Source organism: Bacillus sp. Marseille-Q3570, from assembly GCF_946151055.1.
In the GTDB taxonomy this organism is placed as follows: domain Bacteria; phylum Bacillota; class Bacilli; order Bacillales; family Fictibacillaceae; genus Pseudalkalibacillus.
The window spans coordinates 1-24,702 of record NZ_CAMGYZ010000004.1 but is presented as its reverse complement, the minus strand read 5'-3'; the positions used below and the strand labels follow the sequence as shown (position 1 = coordinate 24,702).

Here is a 24,702-nt window from a genome sequence, read left to right as displayed (position 1 = left end):
AAAGGTACTTTTATCATATTTTGAAAACTTTTGTAAGTCTTACAGGAGTCTTCTGGAGTTATGTTGAATTAAAGGTTTTGTATGGAAATTTTGCAATAAATAAGTACATAAGGCTATTTATTGTAAAAACAAAACTTGAAGGGAGAATGAGGATGAAGTTTGGACTTAAGAGGGGATTGAAGAAAGTTGGTATGCTTACGTTAGCCATGGGGCTACTCATGGGAACGGCAACATTGCCAGCTGATGCAACTACGGATAACTACACCAAAGTGACGGTTCCAGACACTGACGGTAAAATTGCACCGAATGTAATACCACGTGGAGCCAACATGGATGAAGTGGTAGAGGTTATTGTTCAGTTTGAAGGAAACCCAGTTATGAAGGAATACACAGAGGAAAAGAAGAAAGGCAAAAAACTGAGTAAGAACGCACAAAAAGCACATGCAAACAAATTAAAGCATGATAAAAATCGCGCAAAAGATAAAGTATTGAAGGACAAAGGAAAAGTCATCACTAGCTATGAAAAGGTCTACAACGGTCTTTTTATTCAAGCAAAGAGAAGTACATTGACAGATCTTGCAGAGCTTAGCGAAGTAAAGGCGATTTATCCAGTAAACCCTGTGGAATTACACAATGATAGCAGTGTGGATTTCATCGGTGCCCCCCAAGTTTGGGAAAAGGTTGAGGATGGCGTCAATGTAACCGGTGAAGGCATTACTGTAGCTGTCATCGACACAGGTATCGATTATACACACGCAGCTTTCGGTGGAGAAGGAACAGTTGAAGCCTATGAATCCAATAACCCGGATATTATTGAAGAAGGAACGTTCCCGACTGCAAAAGTAGTCGGCGGTTATGATTTCGTAGGAACAGATTATGACGCATCTGATGAAGATAATCCGGATAGACGTATACCTAAACCGGACTCAGATCCATTGGATGAACAAGGCCACGGATCCCATGTTGCGGCAACAGTGGCCGGACAAGAGGTTGCAGATAAAGTAGGAAAAGGTGTAGCACCGGATGCACTACTTTATGCATACAAGGTCTTTGGAAAATCAGGATCCACTGGTGTTACCACCCAAGCACTAGAAATGGCAATGGACCCTAATGGTGATGGAGATGTTTCTGATCATGTCGATGTTGTGAACATGTCACTTGGTTCTCCATACGGTCATCCTAACGACCCAACTGCAGTTGCTACGAATCTAGCAGTAGATGCTGGAATTATAGTTGTCGCTTCGGCAGGTAACTCTGGGGATGTACCTTACATCACCGGCTCACCTGCAGTTGCAGAAAAAGCGATCAGTGTTGCAGCGTCTGTTGACGATGGAGTTATCGTGGGTGGAATCGACATCAATTCTCCAGAAAATATCGCTGGACAGTATGAAGCGGTTGAGGGGGCAATCACCACGCCTCTATCTGAAACAGGCCCAATCACAAACGATGTGGTCTATATCGGACGAGCTTGTAATGTAGATGAATTGACTGGGGATCCAGCAGGAAAAATCGCTATGATGGATCGAGGGGAATGTAATTTTAGTGAAAAATTACAAAGAGCTCTCGATAATGGAGCAATCGCCGCTGTTGTAGCAAATAATGCTGAAGGAGCCCCTATCACGATGGGTGGGGATCCAGTTGACATCCCTGGTGTCATGATAAGTAAAGCAAATGGTGATCTTATAAAAGGTGCTGGTGAAACAGTAAACCTTACACTTTCAGATGAAATCAAAATACCAAAACCTCAACTAGCTGATACAATCGCAGACTTCAGTTCAAAAGGACCTGGTCGAGGAGATGGCAGCTTTAAACCAGAAGTTTCAGCCCCTGGTTTCGATATCCGCTCTGCAGCATTTGGTACAGGTGATGCTGGAACATTGATGAGTGGTACCTCGATGGCTGCACCGCACATTGCTGGAGTAGCAGCATTATTAAGACAGATCCATCCTGAATGGAGTACTGAAGAAATCAAATCACTTATCATGAATACCTCTACTCCTATTCAAAACCTTGATGATGAAATTTATCCATTGTCCCGTCAAGGTGCAGGACGTGTTCAAGTAGTGGAAGCGGCAGAAGCAACCAGTGTAGTATATCCGCAAGCTATTTCCCTTGGATATATAGGGGTAAGTGATAATGTCACTACAGAAAAAGTGAAGGATTTGACAGTTACAAACAAAGATACAAAAGCAAAAGAATTCAGTGTGTCTTGGGAAAATCGACATGGGGATACTACCGGCCCAATAAGTGTAAAGGTTCCGAAGAAAGTTAAAATAAACGCTGGAAAAAGTAAAAAGCTTAAGGTCGATTTTGCAATCGATTCAGCTGAGCTATCTGCTGAAGATGGACTTCATGAACTGGATGGTTACGTTATTTTGACTGATAATAACGGATCTGTCACTAGAATTCCATACCAAACTGTCGTTGAAAAAGTCAGTGATGTTGATGCTAAAGCTGCTAAAGAAGCGATTAAATTAATCAATAAAGGGGAAACTGATTCGGAAACGGATCTCTTTGAACTTGGTGACTTAGATCGTACAGAAGCTAGCTTTGAAAATTATTATGATTTAAGGGCGGTCGGTGCACGAACAAGTGATGGAGTGACAGAATTTGTTGTCACCACTGAAGAAGCATGGGATACTCCTAATCTAGTAGAGTTCAACGTCTATATTGATAACAATGGGGACGGAGCTCCAGAGTATATTGTTCTGAACGGTGACTTAGGTACATTAAGCGGAGTAGACCCAATTGGCAGACAAGTTTCAGCCCTTTATAATGTTGCAACCGGAGGGTTGACTCTAGAATATTATGTGGGTCTCGGAGGTTCTTGGAACAATGGATATATGGGGATCCCTGTTACTACAGAAACAGTAGCTGGTGAAGATGGTGGATTCAATTATCAGGTTATCGCTTGGGGGCAAGATTCTGAACTGCCAGACGCAAATGAATCAGGCTGGATCTCATATAATCCAGAAGAACCGACTATAAGTTTTGAGAGCAACAGTTTAAGTGTACCTGCAAGAAAAACGGAAGAAGTAAAAGTAACATTGAATGATCGTAACGCAAAAGCCTTAGTCATCAACAACTCAGGGGCTGAAGAAACACCATATGAAATCCTTGAATTCAAAGGAAACAAAAATCCAGGAAAACCAGGCAAGCCAGGCAAACCTGGAAGAGGAAATTAACGATAAGTTGAATAAAGAAATAAAAAAGAAACCAGACTGGATATCAACGTCTGGTTTCTTTTTTATTGTTACCATTATTAACAAATGTCTACATGGAATCCTCTGATAGATACAGTATGTATGTGTTAGTTAATCTTTTGATCGATCTTATGTAAGGACTCTTGCATTTTGAAAAGAACAATCAATAACTCACAATAGATACGAGTAACTAATGGACCAACGATAATTAAAACTAAACCAGAGATAACTAGCATCCCACCACCGTATAATCATTTTGTTGAAATTGAGTAGGTCTCCCATATCAGCTTTCCTCATCTCTATATAGTAAATTACTACCCGTATTATTTTACCGTTCTATTATATTCCAAACAATAAAAATTTGTTATATATTGTAACATTTTACATGTAACTCCTGCCTCTTTTCAAATGAGCCATAGCTCTAAACAAAAAGTAGAAAACGACGATCGTTTTCTACTTAAAATGAAAGAAATCTTATGCATTTAGTGAGTCGGGTACAATCTCTTCTCTTGAAGCATTGTATTTTATTGAATTTGGTACGATTGTATCTTTTTCAGCTAATTCATAATTGATAGAGTCAGGAACAATTGTATCCTTTTCAGTTAAATTTATACTGGAATCGTCCATAATTAATAGAATTGCAAAAAGGCTTGTACCAATCAATAAAAAAGATAGTTTCTTTTTCAACAATATTTCCCCCTTAATAATTAATTTAAATTATTTCTAGCATACATAATCCGTTGAGAGATTAAGCTGGATTGCTTGAAATTATTGATCCCATGGAAGTACTTTATTAGATGTTCACCTAATTCGACAACATCCTTCCACAATTTATTCTCCTCAAAATAAGAAATTCCTTCTAAAATTTTACTTTCATTTTCAGCAAGTGTTGCTTTTGAGTAAACATAAAGTGTATTGAGCTTGTGTTCATAGAATTTGTCGCCGTTCTCTTTAGTAAGTAAGATTCCATCATTTTGATACTGTTTTGCAGTTTCTAAGTCATCTAATACATAATAAAGCTTGGCAAGTTGATAGCTTGCTTTAATAGCGTATTTGAACTTCCTTTCTTTTAAGAAATAATCTCTTGTCTTTATAAAATATCGTTCAGCTTCTTCGTTGTATTTTTGAGAGAAATAAAAGATTCCTAAATTAAACAAAACTGTATGTTTATAGTCTGAGTCATTAAAATGGTCGCAGTATCGTAATGCATTATGATAATGAAGTTCAGCTTCTTCATATTCTTTTAAATCCTGTAAATTGAAAGCATGTAAAAGTTCACAATCCGAACTCCTCTTGTAAATATGGTTATTTTGGAAAATTCTAGTTGCTGAATCTAGGTGTTTTATGGATAAAGCATTTTGATCGAGTTCATAGTAAGAAGCCGCGAGTTTATAATGGAACTCCCCGATTTCATTTTTATGATCGCAGAAAATGATCAGGGGTTGTGCTTTTTTCAAGCTTTTAATGGAATCCTGGTATCTTCTTTGTAAGTAGTAATAGACACCCTTAAAATGGTAGTAATAATATTGAAGAAGTTCATTTGTTTCGTTGAATGGTTCGATATCTTGTAAGGTTTCCTCAGCGGCATCTAGATCTTGAAGGAATAGATGGTAACGGAACTTCACTAATCTATAGTAATTATATGTATATAAATCCTCCTCTATATTCGCAAAACTTTCCCTTAGTTCCTTTTCTAACTTAATAGATTCTTCCTCTTGGGCTGCTTTTATGACTTCATACCATCTGTCAATTTTTTTACTGAATACGCTTGAGTCTACAGAAATAGACATGGGATCCCTCCAACCATATTATTTTAAAAGTACGTAATTTTCAAAAAATAAGACCATAATTATATAATACTATATTTTTCCACATGAAAAGTTGGGAAAATTGGTGTTTTTTAATAGAAAATATCGACTTAGTTGATGGTGGATTTTCCCAATGTATTATGCTGGCATACCTCAATCTCCTTAATATATAAATAAGGGCTGTCCAAAAAATGTTTGAGTCTCTCTGAACTTAACTAAAGGAAAATAATGCCTTTGTTTAAATAGTTTTATAGAAAAACAGAATATATGAAACCTTTTCATTAAATTCCAGGTATTACATACATAACCAAACAAAAACCATATCGGTTTCAAAAAAGAGGGGGACCGTCCACGCAACTCCACCAATCAAGTTTCATAATTTGATAACTTCTTACACACTTATTAGGGGGATACACGCTAAATGAAGTTCAATCTGAAACATTTCCTTATCTATTTTTCCATTCTTTTTATAGGGGTTTTCTTTCTTATGCCGACGACGACCAATGCCAACGACAATGTGGTCAATCCAATCCAAACCTATACGTACAACGAAATGGTGAGAGATATCAAGGCATTGGCGAAAAAGCATCCTGAACTGATCAAGTATAAAGTGATCGGAAAGAGTGAGTACGGCCGTGATATCTACGCTGTTTCACTAGGTTCTGGGAAAGCGACGGTGTTCATCAACGGTTCACACCATGCCAGAGAATGGCTCACGACAAACGTGAACATGTATATGATCGACCAGTATGCGCAAGCTTATAAAGCAAACAGAACCATCGACGGCTATAAAGTGAAATCAATCCTAAATAACACGACCATGTGGTTCGTTCCGATGGTCAATCCTGATGGAGTCACACTTCAACAGAGCGGTCTCAGTGCTTTTCCGCAAAGCGCTCATGCTGGCTTGATCAAAATGAATGAAGGCAGCAGAGATTTCACCAGGTGGAAAGCCAACGGAAAAGGTGTCGACCTGAACCGACAATATGACGCTGACTGGGCAAATATCAAAAACAACCGGAGCCAGCCAAGCTGGGCGAACCACAAAGGTACAGCCCCACATACGGCTTCCGAGACCAAGGCAATCGTTAATTTTACAAAACAAATCGATCCTGAGATAGCAGTGCCATACCATAGCGCTGGAAAGATCATTTATTGGAATTTCCATCAAACCGGAAGTCGCTATGACCGCGATCATAAACTCGCGAAAAAGATCGGATACCATACTGGTTACAGACTGGTGTATCCTGGTCCGAATCCATCAGGCGGTGGAATGACCGACTGGTTCATCAGTAAATATAAACGTCCTGGTTTCACGATGGAAATCGGGAACTATCCGGGTAACCGTCATTTGCCGATATCTGAATTCAATCCAACCTGGCAAGAAAATAGGTTAGTAGGTTTATATGCTGCCCAAGAAAGCTATAAGCTTTACTATGAAAAGCATAAAGACGATCCGATCCACGTTTCGGTAAAGATTGATGGTGAACTGCAGAAATTCGATCAACCTGCCATCTTAGAAGATAACAGAACCCTCGTCCCATTAAGAGGTGTTTTTGAAAAAATGGGAGCGGAGGTCAAGTGGGATCAATCCACTTACACCGTCCATATTACGAAAGACGATACAAAGATTTCATTAAAAATCGGATCGAAGACAGCTACCGTCAATGGAACCAAGGTCACTCTGGAAGTTCCTGCAAAACTCGTCAACTCACATACGATGGTACCTTTACGATTTGTCACAGAATCCCTTGGTGCAGAAGTTGAATGGGATGGAAAAAACATGACCGCCTTGATTTTCACCACACCACAGGAACCAGACCCTGCTGAACCTAAATATATTGAAATCGACAATAAAGAATATCGTGTTATAACGGTAGTGATCAATGAGCAGTTGCAAGAATATGATATGCCGGCTATCCTCGTAAACGAGCATACATTGATTCCTATCAGAGGCCTTGAGCATTTTGGAGCAGAATTCGAATGGAATGAAGAAGAGCAGACTGTAACGGTTCGAACGGAGGATAAAACGATCATCTTAACAATCGGTTCCACAACGGCGACTGTTAACGGTGTCCAGGTTGAACTGGATGCTCCTGCGGAAATTTTCAACAGCAGGACGATGGTACCTTTGCGTTTCCTTGCCGAAACATTAGAGGCTGAAGAAATTGAATGGGACCCGATTACGTATACGGTAAGCATTTTGACGGCACAACAAACGATTGAAGAAAGCGAAACGCAAGAAAATGAAGTAACAGGGGTTCAACCATCATCAGAAGATCAACCTGAACAACAAGTAAACGAAAAAACAGATGAAGAAAGCATTCCAGAGTCAGAAGATAGCAGTAAAAAGGAAACAGTTGAATCACGCCCTGAAGAAGTACCGGTAACCTCTGAATCAACTCAATAAAGTTCGATGACTAACCAAACAATCATGTGAGGTTAGTCTTTTTTATGAGATAAGATTTTTCTTTACGGTAATTTCAGTCCTCCTGTGGACACCATAACGTTCTCGTAGAAAATCCTTATGGGACCCTGCCTTGCTCACTTTTCCCGTTTAAACCTTGGATTTATCTTCTTTAGTCATGTATGCTACAAACCATACTATAAGATATACAATATTAACTCCTGCATAAAGTGTGAGAAGTGGAGTAAATGCTAAAACAATCGGTAATGGAAGAATTAATAATAACAAAAAATAAAAAAAGAATTTATACATACTAACCTCCCGTACGATGTTCCATAAAACTGTTACGTAAATAGCAAAGATTCCGACCACTACCTTAATTTACCATATAACCAATAAACCACGAAAATACCCTGATATATATATAGAAAACGTCCCATATCAAATTACGAGACGTTTCGTAGGCTAAATCATGATCGAAATACAGAGGATGATCACGTTTAATCTAACTTAACAACGGTCCATAGTTCCGCAAAAAACATAAAGTTAAAACCTCCAACTAATGTGAGTATTTACCTCAAACAGGAATCCTTTGTATTATGCTCTTAAAGAACCTTCATCTTCGTCATATACATCTCCTGGATCATCTCGACAAAAGGTTCGACAAGATCTGGATCGAACTGGGTTCCCGCACAACGTCTCAATTCTTCAATCGCTTCTTCAAATGATTTCGTAGGTTGATAGGGACGTTCGGTTGTCATCGCATCAAACGAATCCACAATACAGAGGATTCGCGCGAGCTTCGGGATTGAGTAACCCTTCAGGCCATATGGATACCCGCCACCATCAAAGCGCTCATGATGAAGTTCGACAAGAGGGATCGTATCTTCAAATCCTTCAATCGATTCGACCCAATCTTTGCCCCAGGTGACATGTTTTTTCATCATTTCCCATTCCTCAAGTGACAACTTACCGGTCTTTGTCAAATATTCACGTGGAACTTCTACCTTGCCAATGTCATGGATGATCGAACCTAACGCCAAAATATCCAATTCTTTTTCCGAAGATCTAAGCGTTTCCCGAATTCATAAGCATAATCGAATACCCGATTGGAATGGCGATAGGTCATCAAGTCTTTTGTCAGGAAAATGTTCACATGCTGTTTAGCGATTTGCATCTTATCCTCTGAAAGCACCCCATGATCATAACGATCTTCATCTTCATATCGTTTGATCATGTTTTTCCCTTTTCGTTTTGCTAGATACATAGCCTGATCTGTCTTATATAAAAAGTCAGCACTTGTACCCTCTTTATATTCATAAACACCGCCCGAGAAGGAAAGACAACCATATGGCAATACATCCACACCTTTGTAAAACGTATCGTTCACCTTTTTTCTCAATGCATTCAACCGTTGAAACGCAAGTGATTCATTCGTATTCAGCATTAGAATGACAAATTCTTCTCCACCATACCGTGCAACGACATCATTATCACGACTTTCGCTTAAAATCAGGTTCCCAACATGCTTAAGCAAGTTATCCCCTTCCAAATGTCCGAACGTATCATTGAACTTCTTAAAATCATCCAGATCCAAAATCGCCATACTGATCGGCTCATCCCGTTGGATCGCTTCCTTTACTTTTTCATCCAGAAGTTCTATGAAATAGCCGTGATTATAAAGGCCAGTCAAGTAATCACGATTCGCTTTTTTCGCCACGGTCTGATATAGGGTGAAATACTGTTTGAAAGCGATGGAGAGTAGAAAGCCCATTGTCGTGAATAGTGCAAGTCCCACATAGACATTCACTTTGATCATGAAACAGAGTATCAGGGACAATACTAACGTAATCAAATAGCTTGATGACGCTTCCTTGATCACACCGCGGAATTCATTCATGACTCCCTTAGAGAGCTTGATAAAAAAATAAAATCCAATGACAATCACATTGATCAGAAAATAAACGGATGTCCCCGCGATATATGGGAGCAGAATCCCAATAGAAAGGATTCCTAATTCTCCTCCTAACCATTTAAAGGTGAGAAAAGAGCCGATCAACATCAGGCTGTAATTCGAAAAATTAAACAGATGCTTCCACCAGGAGGCTTTCCGTTCCAGAATCAAAAATAAAATCGAAGCGATTAAGAGTACCTGGAGGGAAGCTTGCAACCCGAATAAAAACAAACAGCCGATATATACTGGAGAATCCATCGAAAGCGAGTTCCCTTTCGGTGGCATCAGGATCGTGTAGAACTCCAACAATAAGATTGCGCTTAAAAATAACAATAAAACGCTGCCTGGTAACACGAGAGAAAAATTGTTGAGTAAAATCGTACTCGTAAGGACAATTCCAAGTGCCATCACGGCTGAAATATATACATTCACAGGTTCTTTGATTTTATGTAAAACGTCCATTGAAAATCACGCTCGTTTTCTATAGAAAAGTAAAGGAGAAGCGAATGCTCCTCCTTCGTTCGCTTTTTACACTTAATGAAAGTATAAACATACTTTCTTTAGTATAAGCGCAACTAAGGATCAGCCTATGCCAAAGGCTTGACTGTCCAAGTTTTCTTTAGACAAGTCTGAATCCTGAAGTCAATGCGACAACAGCTGAACCGATAATGAATAAGTTCATAAGGACAGTCTTCATTTTCACAGACATTCAATTCACCTCCTTTAAGTCGGTTGAATGACGGATGGCTTTCGTTTGACTGTCCGTTTCACCATCAGTGTCTGGATGAAGAGGAAAATCCCGATGTTCATGATAATGTCGCCGATACTGATAACCTGCTCTCTTGGATAAAATTTAGGCAAAGCAATGACATCACCGAGAAAACCTAGAAGTGTCTCTTCCGTCAAAGCTGTATGTTTTCCGTAATACCCTTCCTGCAACGCTTCTCCGTAAGCAGGATCCAATGTTTTTGCCGCTTCCAACGATACTGGCATTCTTCCGTCATTGGCTGCCATGACGATGAAATTCAAGAATACACCAATCAAAATAAGCCAAACGCCAAATCCTTGATGGCGATTTACCCACAAAAGCGTCAGACCAACAATATAAATCAAAATGAATACATAAGGACTCATCGATCCAAGAAAGTCATATTTGTTTTGCAGCAAGAAAATGAACCACTGCACAATCAACAAAACTGGAAAGACCCAGCCGTATTTTATTTTCAAATGGGAAAAACCTTTGAAATTACCTTTTCTTAAAAGACCGATCAAAATGGCTGCAAGGATGCCGTCATAGACCATCAAATGTGCTCCTTACTTATTTAATAGAATGCTCGCTATCGTATATATCGACGGGAGAATACTAGATTTAATAGGTAATTTTGACCGGTGGATTCTTTCCTCCAATAAACGACAGAGGACCAACATAAATCCTCTTTTCAAACAATTACCAGTGAATATCAACTAAATTTTTTTAGATTAATAAAGCGTTTTCATTTTCCGGTATAGATATGTAAAAAAACAATATGACAAACTTTTAGCTAGTCCTAGGCCGATAAAAGGCACTATAGGAAATTACGCCCAATATACATGGAAATAAAAACCAAAAAACTTCCATTTTCCGTGATTTAAGTACGAACTTTACACTTATATTACAAAAAATATTAAAATATCCCTATTAATGACAGGGGGAGCTTGCTATAATACATTTATTATCGACAAATTTTTAGTTTTGGAACACGGGGGATATTTATGGAAGAAACGATAAGTTTAAAGGAAATATTTTCGACGCTAACGAAACGAATAAAGCTGATCCTGTTAATCACTTTAGTGGCAACTGCCATCAGCGGCCTTGTCAGCTATTTCGTGTTGACACCGATCTATCAATCTTCATCACAGATTCTTGTCAATCAAACCAATCCAGATCAACAATCGATTGATGTCAATCAAGTAAGAACCAACGTGGAAATGATCAATACATATCGCGTGATCATCAAAAGTCCGACCATCCTCGAACAGGTCATCAACGAATTGGACCTGGACATGACTGTATCGCAATTGACAGATAGTATAACGGTCAACAGTGAACAAAACTCACAGGTATTCTCGATCGCAGCACAGCATCCAGATCCATTGACCGCAGTGAATATCGTCAATACAGTTGGGGATACCTTCCAAAAGGAAATCCCGAACATCATGAATGTCGACAACGTAAGCATTCTTTCGAAAGCGGAAGTCCCAGACAATCCATCACCGGTCAATCCAAAGCCTCTTTTAAACATGGCGATTGCATTCGTAGTCGGTTTGATGGCTGGAGTTGGACTAGCATTCTTACTAGAATACCTGGATAACACAGTCAAGACAGAACAAGATATTGAAAAACTATTAGAACTGCCTGTCATCGGGGTTGTACCGGAAATGAATGAAGAAGAGTTTCAACATGCTAGAAGCCGTGTTTCAAAAGCACGGGTAGGGAGTGAAAGTTTTGAAGCGTAGACAAAACCAAGCCGTACGTGATTTCAAAGAGAGAAGTCTGATCACCCATTTTAATTCAAAGTCACCAATCTCTGAACAATACCGGACGATCCGGACGAATATCCAGTTTTCATCTGCTGATACAGAATACCGTACGATGATGGTCACTTCATCAGGACCAGGGGAAGGGAAATCGACTACTACAGCGAACCTTGCTGTGGTACTTGCGCAACAGGGGAAAAAAGTACTTCTCATTGATGCAGATCTAAGAAAACCGACCGCACACTATACATTCCGGGTCAGTAATGCGCAGGGGCTGACCAATATATTGACGAAGCAGATGCCGATTTCAGAAGCGTGCAGGGGAACGGAAGTAGAAAATCTCTCTGTATTGCCGAGCGGACCGATTCCGCCGAACCCGGCAGAATTGTTAGGCTCAAGAATGATGAAAGAAATGATCCAAGAAGCGTTGAATGACTATGATATCGTGCTTTTCGATACTCCTCCTGTACTTGCGGTAACCGATGCGCAGATTCTAGCCAACATATGTGACGGTGTGATTCTTGTAGTAGGAAGCAACATTACGGAAAAAGAAGCGGCTCTCAAGTCGAAGGAACTGTTGCAAGCAGCCAAGGCGAAGCTATTAGGTGTAGTGTTGAACCGGAAGAAAATGAAAAAGGGCCAATACTATTATTATTATGGATCTTAAAACCGGATTGATAGCCATAAACAAAGAACTCATAAAAAATTAGAGACATTTGATAGTAAAATGGGTCGAAATTCATAAAATATACCGAATTCTACAGTATCCGACAATATTTGCTGTTGATTCCAATTTTAGTTATGGTAAGATAACGAATGTAGCTTTAAAATGGTTTACATTAATAGGAATAAAAGGGAATAGTTCCGAAATAATACTTTAGTAGTATAAGGGAGGGGTGTTATAGATGATTGATATACACTGTCATATTTTACCTGGTGTCGACGATGGGGCAGGTACTGTGGAAGATAGCATAAAGATGGCTAAAAAAGCTGTCGATGAAGGGATAACCACAATCATTGCGACACCCCACCATAACGCTCACTATCAAAATAACCGATTAAAGATAGAGAATGATGTAGAAGACTTAAATGATGTTTTCCGACAAGAAGGGATCAATTTAGAAATCATACCTGGACAAGAACCACGGATCAATGCAGAATTGTTGGGACAACTTGAAAATCAAGAAATTCTGACACTCTGTAATCAGAATAAGTATGTACATATTGAATTGCCTTCAAACCATATCCCAAACTATACACAATCCTTACTGTATGAACTCCAGCTTCAAGGGATTACACCAATCGTCGTGCATCCGGAACGGAATGTTGAAATCATTGAAAATCCTGACGTTCTTTTTGATCTTGTCAATGAAGGAGTTCTTACACAAGTCACAAGTAGTAGTTTGATAGGGAACTTCGGTAAAAACATTCAGAGATTTTCTCATCAATTGATATCCCATAATTTGACTCATTTCATTGCCTCTGATGCTCATAATGTTTCGTCTAGAGCATTCCACTTACGGGGGGCATATGAACAAGTCGAGAAAGAATTTAGTGTTAAAATGCGGTATCAATTACAGGAAAATCCGATTTTGTTAGTTAATGGTGAAACGATTATGACGCACCCACCTGAACCTATCAAAAAAAAGAAGTTTTTAGGGATCTTTTAATCATAAGTTTCAATACACACATTATATATCGTAAAATATAGGCTATATTTTATAGGTCTTTAGAACTATTTGAAAGTCATTCGGCGATGTCTCCTTGCCGATATCTATGGAGGCACTCGACCGTGCTGTGGGTCCAGTCACCTTAGACACAGATGTTGTCATTAGCATGGTGTGAGGCAGGGTTAGATGCCCTATACATATGTATGTACTTTGATATAACTTTCGTATTACGGTTCTGATTTAATAGGGTTGCAAAAAACTTTTAAATAAAAACATTCTTTCTTTGAATAAAGCTTATCTTAATCAAGGTACGTCTTATTGAGTGTAAGAATCACAACTACAAGAACATACATAAAGAGAAAATAAAATAGGGCGAGTCATAAAACCTAAAAGAATAAAAGGAGGGGATTGCATAATGACCTATAGAAAACGCTTATCCGCATTGATTTTCATTGACTCACTAATTGTATTATCGGCAATATTCATCAGTAGTTTCATATTGAATTATAATAATTTACTTACTTCATTGCCTCTGATCATTAGTTCTCTCATTTTACTCCTTGGACATCATTTCTTTTCCTATATTTATAAACTATATAAACGTGCATGGCAGTATGCGAGTATCGGAGAACTGATCGTCATCTTCAAGGTTGTCACCTATTCAGTGATGCTTGGTGCTATTGTACAAGTCATCATGATCCAAGGTGTCTATTTCAGAGCCTTGGCGATAACCTGGATGCTGCATATGTTATTGATCGGAGGATCCCGTTTCTCCTGGAGAATCTATCGCGATACATATATGAATCCGAGGAATAAAAAGAACCGGGCATTAATAATAGGAGCCGGTGCTGCAGGAACGATGGTTGTCAGGCAGTTGAAGCAAAGTAATGATACGGAGCTGAATCCTGTCGGCTTCATAGATGATGATATAAGAAAACATCACTTGGAAGTTTTAGGTGTTCCAGTGTTAGGCTCTACTTCAGATATTACCAGACTAGTAGAGGATCTAGAGATTACTCATATTGTCATTGCGATCCCTTCTTTAAATAAGAAAGAACTCAATAACATTTACCAGGAATGCGCAAAAACAGATGCGAAGACCAAAATCCTGCCAATGATTGAGGATCTCATGCTAGGCGAAGTATCAATCAACCAGTTCCGTGATGTAAAAGTGGAAGATTTGCTTGGGAGAGAACCAGTCGAACTAGATACAGCGAACATCGCAGGAACGATTACTGGAAACACAGTTCTCGTAACCGGTGCCGGTGGCTCGATCGGTTCTGAAATCTGTCGACAAGTGTCAAAGTTCCATCCCGAACAACTGATTCTACTTGGGCATGGCGAAAACAGCATCTACACGATCGAAATGGAATTAAGAGAATCGTATGGAGATTTGATTGAATTCATTCCGGTCATTGCAGACGTACAGGATCGCGAACGAATGGGAGAGGTTATGGACAAGTACCGTCCGAATGTTGTCTACCATGCAGCAGCGCATAAGCATGTGCCATTGATGGAAGCAAACCCTCATGAAGCGATTAAGAACAACGTAATTGGGACTAAAAATGTTGCAGAAGCCGCAAGCGATGCCGGTGTCAGCACGTTCGTAATGGTTTCAACAGACAAAGCCGTCAACCCAACGAGTATCATGGGTGCTTCAAAACGTATGGCGGAAATGATCGTGCAGCAAATGGATACGATCAGCCACACCCGCTTTGTAGCTGTCCGATTTGGTAATGTACTCGGAAGCCGCGGCAGTGTCATACCACTTTTCAAAAAGCAGATCCAAAAAGGTGGACCGGTTACAGTTACACATCCTGATATGATCCGTTATTTCATGACGATTCCCGAGGCCTCCAGGTTGGTCATCCAGGCTGGTGCGCTAGCAAGAGGCGGCGAAATCTTTGTGCTCGATATGGGAGATCCCGTCAAAATTGTCGATCTTGCAGAAAATCTGATCAAGCTTTCTGGATATTCCGTTGATGACATCGGAATTGAATTCAGCGGCGTGCGTCCGGGTGAAAAATTATTTGAAGAGCTACTCGGTAAAAATGAGGTTCATGATGAACAGATTTACCCGAAAATCTATACAGGAAAATCAGTAAATGAGGACTTAGATATTGTATTCGATTTAATAAAGCAGTTTACAGAAATGGACAAGCAAACGCTTAGAAATATGGTATTAGATATTGCACACAACAGAGTCGAAACAGCTAGTCAATTGTCATTGGTTAAATAGGGGGGAGAGATCAAATGAAAAAAGTACGGAAAGCGATCATTCCTGCAGCCGGATTAGGAACACGTTTTTTACCAGCTACAAAAGCACAGCCGAAAGAAATGCTACCAATCGTCGATAAACCAACGATCCAATACATTATTGAAGAAGCAGTAGAATCTGGGATAGAAGATATTATCATTGTTACTGGTCGTGGTAAAAGGGCGATTGAAGATCATTTTGATAAATCCTATGAATTAGAAGAGACATTATTGAAAAAAGGTAAGCTTGAGCAACTAGAAGAAATTCAAGAAATATCTAAACTAGCAAACATCCATTATATCCGTCAAAAAGAACCTCTTGGACTTGGTCATGCAATCGCATGCGCAAGCCGATTTATTGGAGATGAGCCATTTGCAGTCTTGCTGGGTGATGATATCGTCCATTCACCCTATACACCTTGCTTAAAGCAATTGATTGATGTATATGATCGGTTTAACTCTTCGGTCATCGGAGTTCAACAAGTTCCGGCTGAAGACGTTTCGAAATACGGTGTCATTTCAATCGGTAACAGCTTAGTAAATGGAATTTTCCATATTGATAATCTCTTGGAAAAACCAAAAGTGGAAGAAGCACCGTCCAATTACGCAATCATGGGGCGTTACATCTTACGTCCAGAGGTCTTTGATATTTTAGAAACCCTTGCGCCAGGTGCAGGTCAGGAAATCCAGTTAACAGATGCAATTAAGAAATTGAATGGAAATCAAATGGTCATCGGATATGAATTTGATGGTCACCGGTATGACGTTGGGGATAAACTCGGTTTCATCAAAGCCACAGTCGAATTTGCTTTACAGCGGGATGATTTGAAGGGTAATGTATTAGAATATTTAGAAACTATGTTAATGAAGGAAAAATTACCACAGTAGTACAGGAGTTATGTTAAATCCTTTAAATTTAACATAACTCATTATTTTTTTAGTGGTTTAGTAGTTTGTTGGAAAGAAACGTGAAACGATTCCAATTAGGTCCTAATCTACTAAAGAATAATCTAATAGAGGAAGGAAGACTTGAAGATGGAGGCAACAAAAGTAAACGAAAGAATATTTCTTTCATCACCTCATATGAGTGATGAAGGCTTTGAAATGGAATACGTAAAGGAAGCTTTTGATACAAACTGGATTGCTCCACTTGGGAACAATGTTAACCAGTTTGAAAATGAGTTTACGGCTAAGATAGGTTCAAAAGCGGCAGCGGCGCTATCTTCCGGAACCGGAGCAATCCACTTGGCATTAAGAGCTGCGGGCGTTGGAGAAGGAGACCCCGTTTTTTGCCCAACTCTAACGTTCTCAGCAACCGCGAATCCAATAATTTATCAGAATGCAACCCCAGTTTTTATAGATAGTGACTTTAAAACCTGGAATATGTGTCCTCAAGCTCTAGAAGAAGCTTTTGAAAAATATCCAAATGTAAAAGCAGTTATTGTAGTCCATCTTTATGGAATCTCTGCAGATATGGATAGGATTATAGAAATTTGCAAAAAACATAATGTCGTAGTCATTGAAGATGCAGCAGAGTCTTTAGGGACATATTATAAAGGAAAACATACAGGGACTTTTGGTGATTATGGAATCTTCTCTTTTAATGGTAATAAAATTATTACAACCTCTGGCGGAGGGATGCTTGTTTCTGATAATGAAGAGCGTATTGCAAAGGTTAGATTTTGGGCTACTCAATCTAGAGACCCTGCAAGACACTATCAGCATAGTGAATTAGGCTTTAATTACCGCATGAGTAATGTAGTTGCAGGAATTGGAAGAGGACAGTTAAGAGTCTTGGATCAAAGAGTACAAAAAAAGAAATACATCTTTGATTATTATAAAAAAGAATTAGGTGCACTCGAAGGTATTCAATTAATGCCCATTAATGAATGGGATGAGCCAAACTTTTGGTTAAGTTCAATTACTTTGAATGGATATGTAAGACCGATTGATGTAATGGAAGCCCTAGAAAAAGAAAATATTGAATCAAGACCTTTATGGAAGCCAATGCACAAGCAACCATTCTTTGAAAAATATGATTTTATCGGAACAAATGTAGCAGAAAAGTTATTTGAAAATGGGGTGTGCTTGCCCTCGGATACAAAAATGTCGGAAAAGGATTTGGAGTATATTACACGGGTAATTAAGGGGGTGTGGATAAAATAATGAAAAATTACAAGGATAGCACTTACAGTAGATTTATAAAAAGATACATAGATCTATTCATATCTCTAATTTCAATTGTTCTTCTAAGCCCACTTTTTGTCATTATTTCTATTATAGTGAAAATGGACTCTAAAGGACCCATATTTTTTGTTCAAAACAGAGTAGGAAGAAATAATACACAATTTAAGATTTATAAATTCAGAACCATGGTAGATAAAGCTGAATGTATGGGAACAGGATTAAAAACAAGCAAAAATGATATGAGGATAACTAGAATAGGGAAAATTTTAAGAAAAACTAGTTTGGATGAGATACCTCAATTAATAAATATTTTTAATGGAGATATGAGTATAATAGGACCAAGACCCACATTAAAACAGGTTATAGATCAACTCCCTGAAGAATATCGTAATCGTCATCTTGTTCGACCAGGAATTACTGGATTAGCACAAATTAATGGGAGACAATCACTGAACTGGTCTGAAAAAGTAAAATATGATTTAAGGTATATTGAAAACCTTTCTTTATTATTGGATATAAAAATTTTTTTCAAAACAATTTTTATTGTTTTAAAACAAGACTCAGTGCACAAACAAGAAATTTCAAATGAATTTAAAAAATTATAGATTACGGGGGAAATTAAATGTTTAATAAAATTGTTTCTATACATGGAGTACCGCGTTCTGGTACTTCTTGGTTAGGACAAATATTTAATAGCTCTACTGATACAAGATATAAGTTTCAACCTCTATTCTCATATACCTTTAAAGATGCAATAAATGTAAGAAGTAGTAAGGAAGAAATTTCAACTTTTTATAGAGAATTATATCAAACTAATGATGATTTTTTAGATCAGACTAAACAAATTGAAAAGGGTTATTATCCGAATTTTAACAAAACAGATGATTCTCCTCGGACTTTGGTTACAAAGATGGTTAGATATCATTATATGATTCCTAAACTTTTAAAAGAAGTAGAGGAAATAAAGATAATAGCAATAATTAGGAATCCATTTGCTGTTTTAAGCTCTTGGAAAAGTGCACCTAAAGAATTTCCACCAGGATTAAACTTTCAAGAAGAGTGGAGATATGCTCAAAATCGGAATTTTTTTAAACCAGAAGAATATTTCGGTTTTGAGAAATGGAAAGAAGCTACTAAACTTTTTTTATGGGCTAAGGAAAAATATCCTGAAAAAATTATGATTGTAAAATATGAAGACCTAGTAAAAAGTACTATAGATACAACAAAAAAAATGTTTGAATTTTGTAGTCTAGATACGGAACCACAAACATTAGAATTTATTAGTGAATCTAAAAGTAAAAAAGACAATGATCCATACAGTGTATATAAGAAAGATATAAATTTGGAAAAATGGAAACAAAATTTATCCCAAAGTATTGTAGATGCTATGTATCAAGAACTTGTAAATACTGATTTTGAGCAATTTATTAGGTGAAGTAGGATAGGAGTAAGGATGTGAGTATGTGTTATCAGTTTTTACCTTAGAAGAGTCACAACAATGGGATGAGATTGTTAAAAGCTTTAATAATTATGATGTTTATTATCTCTCAGACTATGTTCGCGCATTTAATATTCACGGGGATGGTAAACCAATACTGGTTTGTTATGAAAAAAATAAATTTCGGGCTATGAATGTTTTTATGTTAAGAGATATAGGTCAGGACCCTATTTTCTCTGGTAAAATTAATTCAGATACATATTTTGATATATCAACACCGTATGGTTATGGAGGATTTATTTTTGAAGGTCTACAGTTACAAAACTCTCTTATAGAGTTAGAAGAAACTTTTAGAGGATATTGTAAAGAAAACAATATAGTAAGTGAGTTTGTTAGATTTCATCCAATTATAAATAATGGAGATAGCTTAAAAAAAATTTATGATGTAACTGATATAGGCCAAACTATTACATTGAATCTAAAATCAAGGGATCAAATTTGGAATGAGTTAAAAGGTAAAAATAGAAATGTAATTAGAAAAGCAAAGAAAGCTGGAATTGATATTTATTGGGGGAGAAATCCTGAGTTAATTGATAAGTTTGTTGAAATGTATAATGCAACGATGGATAAAGATAATGCATCAGATTATTATTATTTCAATTCTGAGTTTTATAAAAGTATACTAAATGATTTGAAATATCATTTCATGATTTTTTATGCAGTTTTGGATACAAATATTGTAGCAATGTCAATGATATTGTTTTCCAATAGGAATATGCATTATCATTTGTCAGCTTCTGACCCAAAGTACCTTTCATACGCACCAACAAACCTATTACTTTATGATGCAGCATGTTGGGGTTATGAAAATGGTCTCGAGTTTTTCCATTTAGGTGGGGGTTTGGGCGGAAAGGAAGATAGTCTATTTAAGTTTAAAAAGGCTTTTAATAAAAATTCAACAACAATATTTAAAGTAGGCAAAAAGATCTTTGACATAGATAAATATGAAGAACTAATACAAATAAGAAAAGGAACAATCGATAATCTTAATTATTTTCCTTTGTATAGAGGCTGAAGAGGGGAAATAATCATTTTGGAATAAAGAGATGGGAGAAGTCCTATGGAAATATTACTTAAGTTAATTTTCTTCACAAGCGGATTTTTAATCTTTTGGGCGATGATTGGCTATCCGCTTTCACTAAAAATGCTAAATAAAGTCTATCATAATAGACAACTAGTAAAAGATTATTCCCATAAACCTTCTGTTACAGTAATGGTGGTTGCTCATAATGAAGAAAAAGTAATTCGGGAAAAACTTAATAACATCGTTCAACTTAATTACCCACCAGAAAAAATTGAATTCTTGGTTGCATCAGATAACAGTACAGATGAAACTAACAATATAGTAAGAGGTTTCATACAAGAACACCCAGGTAAGAATATTCGGCTTTATGAAGTAAAAGCACGTAAGGGTAAAACAAATGCTCAGAATGAAGCTCAAAAAACTGTGAAAACAGAATACTTAGTAATGACTGATGCAAATTCTATTATGGAGAAGCATTCTGTAAAAGAGTTAATGGCATCGTTTTCTTCGGATGATATCGCTTATGTTTCAGGTAAATTATGTATAATTAATCAAGGTGCAACTGATGTTAGTCATGCTGAGGCAAATTACTGGAATAGTGACCTAGCTATTCGAGAAGTTGAGGCAAAAATACAGACAATTACGGCTGGAAATGGTGCAATTTATGCGTGCCGTACAAAGGAATATTATGATTTTGATCCGATTCAATCCCATGATAGTACTATGCCTAGATATTTTTCACTACTTGGAAAAAGAGCAATTTGTAACCATCAGGCTATAGCTTATGAAAAAGCGGGAGAAATCATTGAAGATGAATTTAAGCGAAAAGTTAGAATGAGTAGAAGGATATTAAAGAATATTTTACCAGATATTAGATTATTAAACATTCCAAAGTACGGGTGGTATTCATATTTTTACTTTGGACATAGAACTTGTAGATATCTACTTTGGGTTTCGCATTTATTTTTATTTTTTTCAAATGCTTTTTTGATACTAGACTCTGATTATTTCTTAGTATCCTTTATTGGGCAAATTTTATTTTATTTATTAGCTATTATTAGAGCAGTAACTGGAATAAATAATAAACTATTAACAATTATTTATTATTATTGCATGACTATTCTTGCACAATGGATTGGTGTGTTTAATATAGTAACTGGAAGAGTAAAGCCTTTTTGGGAAAAAGCTGAAAGTACTAGATAATAAACTTGTAGGAATAAAATTGGGGTGGAAGATGAAGTTAGAAATACTACTCTCAACAATGTATCAAAATGATTGTGAAAAATTGCTATCCAAAATGAATATTAAATCAGACGCGATAGTTGTTAACCAGTCTGATGATGATAATGTAGAAAAGTTTGATTATTTAGGAAAAAAAGTAAAGGTTATGACTTTTAATGAAAAAGGAGTTGGTTTAAGTAGAAATACTGCATTAATGAGATCTTCAGCGGATATTTGTCTTATGGCTGATGATGATATGGTTTATAAAGATAACTATGAAAAGACTGTTATTAATGCATTTAAGAAAAGGCCAGACGCAGATATAATAATATTTAATGTACCCATAAATAAAAAAAACAAAAATACAAAAATGAAAGTAAAAAAAAATGGAAGAGTTAGATTAATAAACGGATTAAAGTACGGTACTGTTAATATTGGTTTCCGAAGAGAATCTATTATTAAAAACAATATTTTCTTTTCATTAATGTTTGGTGGAGGTGCATTATATGGATCAGGAGAAGACAGTTTATTTATTGTTGAATCTTTAAAAAAGGGATTGAAGATATATTCAAATACTGAAATTATTGCAGAAATAGAAGAAGGTGAATCTACATGGTTTGAAGGATTTAATGAGAAATATTTATTTGATCGTGGAGCATTATTTGGAGCGATTGGTGGTAATTTTGTGGCTTATTTCTTAATTATTCAATTTATTGTTAGGAAAAGAAAGCTTTTTTCTGAAAGTATAGGAATGGTAGCAGCCTTGAAGTTTATGTTAAATGGTAAAAATGAATTTAAAAAAAGATAGAGTGAATAGAAATTATGAATAGTTATACAAAGTTTGACAAATTAATTTTAATATTAACAAGTAGTGCCTTTGTTTTTACGGATTGGAAATTATTCTTCGGGAATTTTACTGATTATATTCTTTTCGCACTCTTTGTTTTAATAATTTTCTATAACCTAAAAACCAAATATTTTTCAGTCAAGAAAATTCACTTTGTTATTATTATAATTATCATATTGTTGCTTATAACCAATATTTTATTTAACTTAATTTTTAATACTTTCTTTCTTTATGAACCTGCATTACAAGGCTTTACCAAAGCTATTTTTTATTTGATAACTATAATTATTTTAGTTAACTTTATACGTCATAGAAAACTGGAGATAAATTTATTAAAAAATTTGTCATTTAGTGCTGTAATAATTTCGCTAATTGGTATATATATTACGTTATCAATATTTGCTGATGGAATTTTCCCATATGAATTTATATGGGAATTTACTAGACAAGATCTTGAAAGTTATACTTATAGGGGGTGGGGTAGGAGCATAATAAGAACAAGGAGTTTATTTTCTGAACCTGCGCACTTGGGGTTCTATCTGAATACAATTTTAGCAATACTTTATTTTAATCATAATAAGTTTTCAATTAAAAAATCACATGATTTTTTAATTACGTCAACAGTGATTCTAACTTTTTCCTATAGTGCTATCCTAATTATGATTGTAATAAAAGCTCTGTACTATTTTAAACTTAGAAATATAATTAGTTTAATTAATAGAAAGAAAAATATAATATTTATAATACTAGCAACGATAGCATTATTAGCACTATGGAACACAATTGAAAAAACGTTATTAATTAGAACACAAGAGTTACTATCAGGTACAGATGCATCTGGTAATGTGAGATTATCGGGGAGTTGGAAATATATCAAATTAGAAAACTTACTTTTAGGGGTAGGGATTGGAAATTCTCCCACTTTATATAATATTTATGCCTATATTTTAACGGATTTAGGTATTGTTAGTTTTCTCTTTTATATTGTTATCAATTTATGGCTTTTCTACAAAAACCCAAAATTAGCAATAGCGTTTACTGCTATGAACTTCCAAAAAGGTGGTTACTTAGGTGGGGGGTATTGGATTTTTATTTCACTTATTTTTCTTTTTTACAAAAAAGTAGAATGAGTTTGTTATATTATGTAATCTATCGAACGGAGAGTTTTAATTGTGGAACTAAAAAAACCAAATTTATTTATAGTTGGTACTCAAAAGAGTGGGAGTACCTCACTTCATTATTATCTTAGCCAACATCCTGATATTTTTATGTCAGAGGTAAAAGAACCTAGATTTTTTAATTATAAATATGATAATGAAGAACATACTGGCCCAGGAGATGATTGGTGGGATCAATCTAGAATTACCGATTTATCAAGTTATATGAATTTATTTAAGGGAGTTAATAACGAAAAAATTATTGGAGAAGCAACGATCGAATATATGTATTATGATAAAGTTGCCAAAGATCTTGCAAAATTCAATAGCAATTCTAAAATAATTATAATACTTAGAAATCCCATAGACAGAGCATTGTCTGCCTATACTCATTTAAGAAGAGATATGAGAGAAAACCTCCCATTTGAAAAGGCTTTAGAAAGAGAAGAAAAAAGAAAACTACTTAATTACCATCAAATATGGCACTTGAAAAGTGTAGGTCTATATTATAACCAAGTTAAAAAATACCTAGAAGAATTTGGAGAAAACAATGTAAAAATTGTCCTTTTTGAGGATTTAACAAAAAATATAGACCATACATTAAATGATATTCTTGAATTCTTAGGTGTTGATAGTAATTTTTCATTTCAGATTACTAGAAAATTAAATACCTCAGGAGTACCAAAAAATAAAGTGCTACAAAAACTAATTAAAACAAATGGCAAATTTAAACAAAATATTAGACTTTTTATACCAAAAAGGGCGTTAATCTTTTTAAAAGAAAAAATCATTAGCAGGAATGTTTATAAACCTAACATAAACCCAGATACTAAAAAAATATTAATTGAATTTTTTAAAGAAGATATAACAAAGACTCAAGATTTAATTCAACGAGATTTAAGTAAATGGTTAAAATATTAACTCGTTTTGAATATACTTGTAAGGATCTAAAC

General features: G+C 36.2%; 21 protein-coding genes. 15 read left to right on the top strand and 6 right to left on the bottom strand.

What is annotated here, in order from left to right; genetic code table 11:
* Positions 1-152: 152 nt before the first annotated feature.
* Positions 153-3,185, top strand: a complete 3,033-nt coding sequence (locus N8M93_RS08080) for a S8 family serine peptidase (protein ID WP_261130828.1) — start codon at positions 153-155, stop codon at positions 3,183-3,185.
* Positions 3,186-3,310: 125 nt separating this feature from the next.
* Here N8M93_RS08080 and N8M93_RS22880 read toward each other — a convergent pair whose 3' ends face one another.
* From N8M93_RS22880 to N8M93_RS08070, 3 genes are all read right to left on the bottom strand, one after another.
* Positions 3,311-3,439 (bottom strand): DUF4282 domain-containing protein, encoded by a 129-nt coding sequence (locus tag N8M93_RS22880; protein ID WP_396125449.1) that lies wholly within the window; start codon positions 3,437-3,439, stop codon positions 3,311-3,313.
* A 238-nt stretch (positions 3,440-3,677) separates the two neighbouring features.
* A complete protein-coding gene (locus tag N8M93_RS08075; RefSeq protein ID WP_261130827.1) occupies positions 3,678-3,890 on the bottom strand; it encodes a hypothetical protein in 213 nt (70 codons plus the stop codon).
* Between the two features lie 20 nt (positions 3,891-3,910).
* The gene (locus N8M93_RS08070) at positions 3,911-4,993 is read right to left on the bottom strand and encodes a hypothetical protein (protein WP_261130825.1); all 1,083 of its coding nucleotides are present in this window, start codon (positions 4,991-4,993) and stop codon (positions 3,911-3,913) included.
* A 439-nt stretch (positions 4,994-5,432) separates the two neighbouring features.
* On the opposite strand from N8M93_RS08070, the gene N8M93_RS08065 reads away from it, so the two are divergent.
* Positions 5,433-7,421 carry a stalk domain-containing protein gene (locus N8M93_RS08065; RefSeq protein ID WP_261130823.1) on the top strand — a complete coding sequence of 663 codons (1,989 nt, stop codon included), beginning with the start codon at positions 5,433-5,435 and terminating at the stop codon, positions 7,419-7,421.
* A gap of 602 nt (positions 7,422-8,023) precedes the next feature.
* On the opposite strand, the gene N8M93_RS08060 is transcribed toward N8M93_RS08065, so the two are convergent.
* The 3 genes from N8M93_RS08060 to N8M93_RS08050 form a co-directional block, all read right to left on the bottom strand.
* Positions 8,024-8,470: an HD-GYP domain-containing protein gene (locus N8M93_RS08060; RefSeq protein WP_261130821.1), complete on the bottom strand. Its 447-nt coding sequence runs from the start codon at positions 8,468-8,470 to the stop codon at positions 8,024-8,026.
* The gene (locus N8M93_RS08055; protein WP_261130819.1) at positions 8,452-9,834 is read right to left on the bottom strand and encodes a GGDEF domain-containing protein; all 1,383 of its coding nucleotides are present in this window, start codon (positions 9,832-9,834) and stop codon (positions 8,452-8,454) included. Before N8M93_RS08055 ends, N8M93_RS08060 begins: the two co-directional genes overlap by 19 nt.
* A 261-nt stretch (positions 9,835-10,095) precedes the next feature.
* Entirely contained in the window at positions 10,096-10,674 is a 579-nt protein-coding gene (locus tag N8M93_RS08050; protein WP_261130818.1) for a DUF5317 domain-containing protein, read from the bottom strand.
* Between the two features lie 450 nt (positions 10,675-11,124).
* Here N8M93_RS08050 and N8M93_RS08045 point away from each other — a divergent pair, with 450 nt between their 5' ends.
* The 13 genes from N8M93_RS08045 (at position 11,125) to N8M93_RS07985 (ending at position 24,670) form a co-directional block, all read left to right on the top strand.
* Positions 11,125-11,868 (top strand): YveK family protein, encoded by a 744-nt coding sequence (locus tag N8M93_RS08045; protein WP_261130816.1) that lies wholly within the window; start codon positions 11,125-11,127, stop codon positions 11,866-11,868.
* Positions 11,858-12,556 carry a CpsD/CapB family tyrosine-protein kinase gene (locus N8M93_RS08040; protein ID WP_261130814.1) on the top strand — a complete coding sequence of 233 codons (699 nt, stop codon included), beginning with the start codon at positions 11,858-11,860 and terminating at the stop codon, positions 12,554-12,556. Before N8M93_RS08045 ends, N8M93_RS08040 begins: the two co-directional genes overlap by 11 nt.
* A gap of 238 nt (positions 12,557-12,794) precedes the next feature.
* On the top strand, positions 12,795-13,559 hold the full coding sequence (locus N8M93_RS08035) for a tyrosine-protein phosphatase (RefSeq protein WP_261130813.1): 765 nt from the start codon (positions 12,795-12,797) through the stop codon (positions 13,557-13,559).
* A gap of 415 nt (positions 13,560-13,974) precedes the next feature.
* Positions 13,975-15,798, top strand: coding sequence for a nucleoside-diphosphate sugar epimerase/dehydratase (locus N8M93_RS08030; protein WP_261130811.1), 1,824 nt, complete (start codon positions 13,975-13,977; stop codon positions 15,796-15,798).
* Between the two features lie 14 nt (positions 15,799-15,812).
* On the top strand, positions 15,813-16,703 hold the full coding sequence (gene galU / locus N8M93_RS08025; protein WP_261130809.1) for a UTP--glucose-1-phosphate uridylyltransferase GalU: 891 nt from the start codon (positions 15,813-15,815) through the stop codon (positions 16,701-16,703).
* 147 nt (positions 16,704-16,850) lie between these two features.
* Positions 16,851-17,981, top strand: coding sequence for a DegT/DnrJ/EryC1/StrS aminotransferase family protein (locus N8M93_RS08020; RefSeq protein WP_261130807.1), 1,131 nt, complete (start codon positions 16,851-16,853; stop codon positions 17,979-17,981).
* The gene (locus tag N8M93_RS08015) at positions 17,981-18,607 is read left to right on the top strand and encodes a sugar transferase (protein WP_261130805.1); all 627 of its coding nucleotides are present in this window, start codon (positions 17,981-17,983) and stop codon (positions 18,605-18,607) included. The genes N8M93_RS08020 and N8M93_RS08015 overlap by 1 nt, the downstream gene beginning before the upstream one ends.
* 17 nt (positions 18,608-18,624) lie before the next feature.
* Entirely contained in the window at positions 18,625-19,437 is an 813-nt protein-coding gene (locus N8M93_RS08010; RefSeq protein WP_261130803.1) for a sulfotransferase, read from the top strand.
* A 28-nt stretch (positions 19,438-19,465) separates the two neighbouring features.
* Positions 19,466-20,515 carry a GNAT family N-acetyltransferase gene (locus tag N8M93_RS08005; protein ID WP_261130801.1) on the top strand — a complete coding sequence of 350 codons (1,050 nt, stop codon included), beginning with the start codon at positions 19,466-19,468 and terminating at the stop codon, positions 20,513-20,515.
* Between the two features lie 45 nt (positions 20,516-20,560).
* Complete coding sequence (locus tag N8M93_RS08000; protein WP_261130800.1) at positions 20,561-21,727, top strand: glycosyltransferase; 1,167 nt, start codon at positions 20,561-20,563, stop codon at positions 21,725-21,727.
* A gap of 31 nt (positions 21,728-21,758) precedes the next feature.
* Positions 21,759-22,553 (top strand): glycosyltransferase family A protein, encoded by a 795-nt coding sequence (locus N8M93_RS07995; protein ID WP_261130798.1) that lies wholly within the window; start codon positions 21,759-21,761, stop codon positions 22,551-22,553.
* Between the two features lie 14 nt (positions 22,554-22,567).
* Positions 22,568-23,722 carry a hypothetical protein gene (locus N8M93_RS07990; protein ID WP_261130796.1) on the top strand — a complete coding sequence of 385 codons (1,155 nt, stop codon included), beginning with the start codon at positions 22,568-22,570 and terminating at the stop codon, positions 23,720-23,722.
* A 42-nt stretch (positions 23,723-23,764) separates the two neighbouring features.
* Positions 23,765-24,670, top strand: coding sequence for a sulfotransferase (locus tag N8M93_RS07985; RefSeq protein ID WP_261130795.1), 906 nt, complete (start codon positions 23,765-23,767; stop codon positions 24,668-24,670).
* Positions 24,671-24,702: the final 32 nt, after the last annotated feature.

Excerpts from the sequence above, each read along its gene's own strand:
- N8M93_RS08065 (WP_261130823.1), top strand. The coding sequence starts at position 5,433 with ATGAAGTTCAATCTGAAACATTTCCTTATCTATTTTTCCATTCTTTTT.
- N8M93_RS08055 (WP_261130819.1), bottom strand. The coding sequence starts at position 9,834 with ATGGACGTTTTACATAAAATCAAAGAACCTGTGAATGTATATATTTCA.
- N8M93_RS08070 (WP_261130825.1), bottom strand. The coding sequence starts at position 4,993 with ATGTCTATTTCTGTAGACTCAAGCGTATTCAGTAAAAAAATTGACAGA.
- N8M93_RS08030 (WP_261130811.1), top strand. The coding sequence starts at position 13,975 with ATGACCTATAGAAAACGCTTATCCGCATTGATTTTCATTGACTCACTA.
- N8M93_RS08035 (WP_261130813.1), top strand. The coding sequence starts at position 12,795 with ATGATTGATATACACTGTCATATTTTACCTGGTGTCGACGATGGGGCA.
- N8M93_RS08000 (WP_261130800.1), top strand. The coding sequence starts at position 20,561 with ATGGAAATATTACTTAAGTTAATTTTCTTCACAAGCGGATTTTTAATC.
- N8M93_RS08045 (WP_261130816.1), top strand. The coding sequence starts at position 11,125 with ATGGAAGAAACGATAAGTTTAAAGGAAATATTTTCGACGCTAACGAAA.
- galU (WP_261130809.1), top strand. The coding sequence starts at position 15,813 with ATGAAAAAAGTACGGAAAGCGATCATTCCTGCAGCCGGATTAGGAACA.
- N8M93_RS22880 (WP_396125449.1), bottom strand. The coding sequence starts at position 3,439 with ATGCTAGTTATCTCTGGTTTAGTTTTAATTATCGTTGGTCCATTAGTT.
- N8M93_RS08015 (WP_261130805.1), top strand. The coding sequence starts at position 17,981 with ATGAAAAATTACAAGGATAGCACTTACAGTAGATTTATAAAAAGATAC.
- N8M93_RS07995 (WP_261130798.1), top strand. The coding sequence starts at position 21,759 with ATGAAGTTAGAAATACTACTCTCAACAATGTATCAAAATGATTGTGAA.
- N8M93_RS07990 (WP_261130796.1), top strand. The coding sequence starts at position 22,568 with ATGAATAGTTATACAAAGTTTGACAAATTAATTTTAATATTAACAAGT.
- N8M93_RS08020 (WP_261130807.1), top strand. The coding sequence starts at position 16,851 with ATGGAGGCAACAAAAGTAAACGAAAGAATATTTCTTTCATCACCTCAT.
- N8M93_RS08050 (WP_261130818.1), bottom strand. The coding sequence starts at position 10,674 with ATGGTCTATGACGGCATCCTTGCAGCCATTTTGATCGGTCTTTTAAGA.
- N8M93_RS08080 (WP_261130828.1), top strand. The coding sequence starts at position 153 with ATGAAGTTTGGACTTAAGAGGGGATTGAAGAAAGTTGGTATGCTTACG.
- N8M93_RS08010 (WP_261130803.1), top strand. The coding sequence starts at position 18,625 with ATGTTTAATAAAATTGTTTCTATACATGGAGTACCGCGTTCTGGTACT.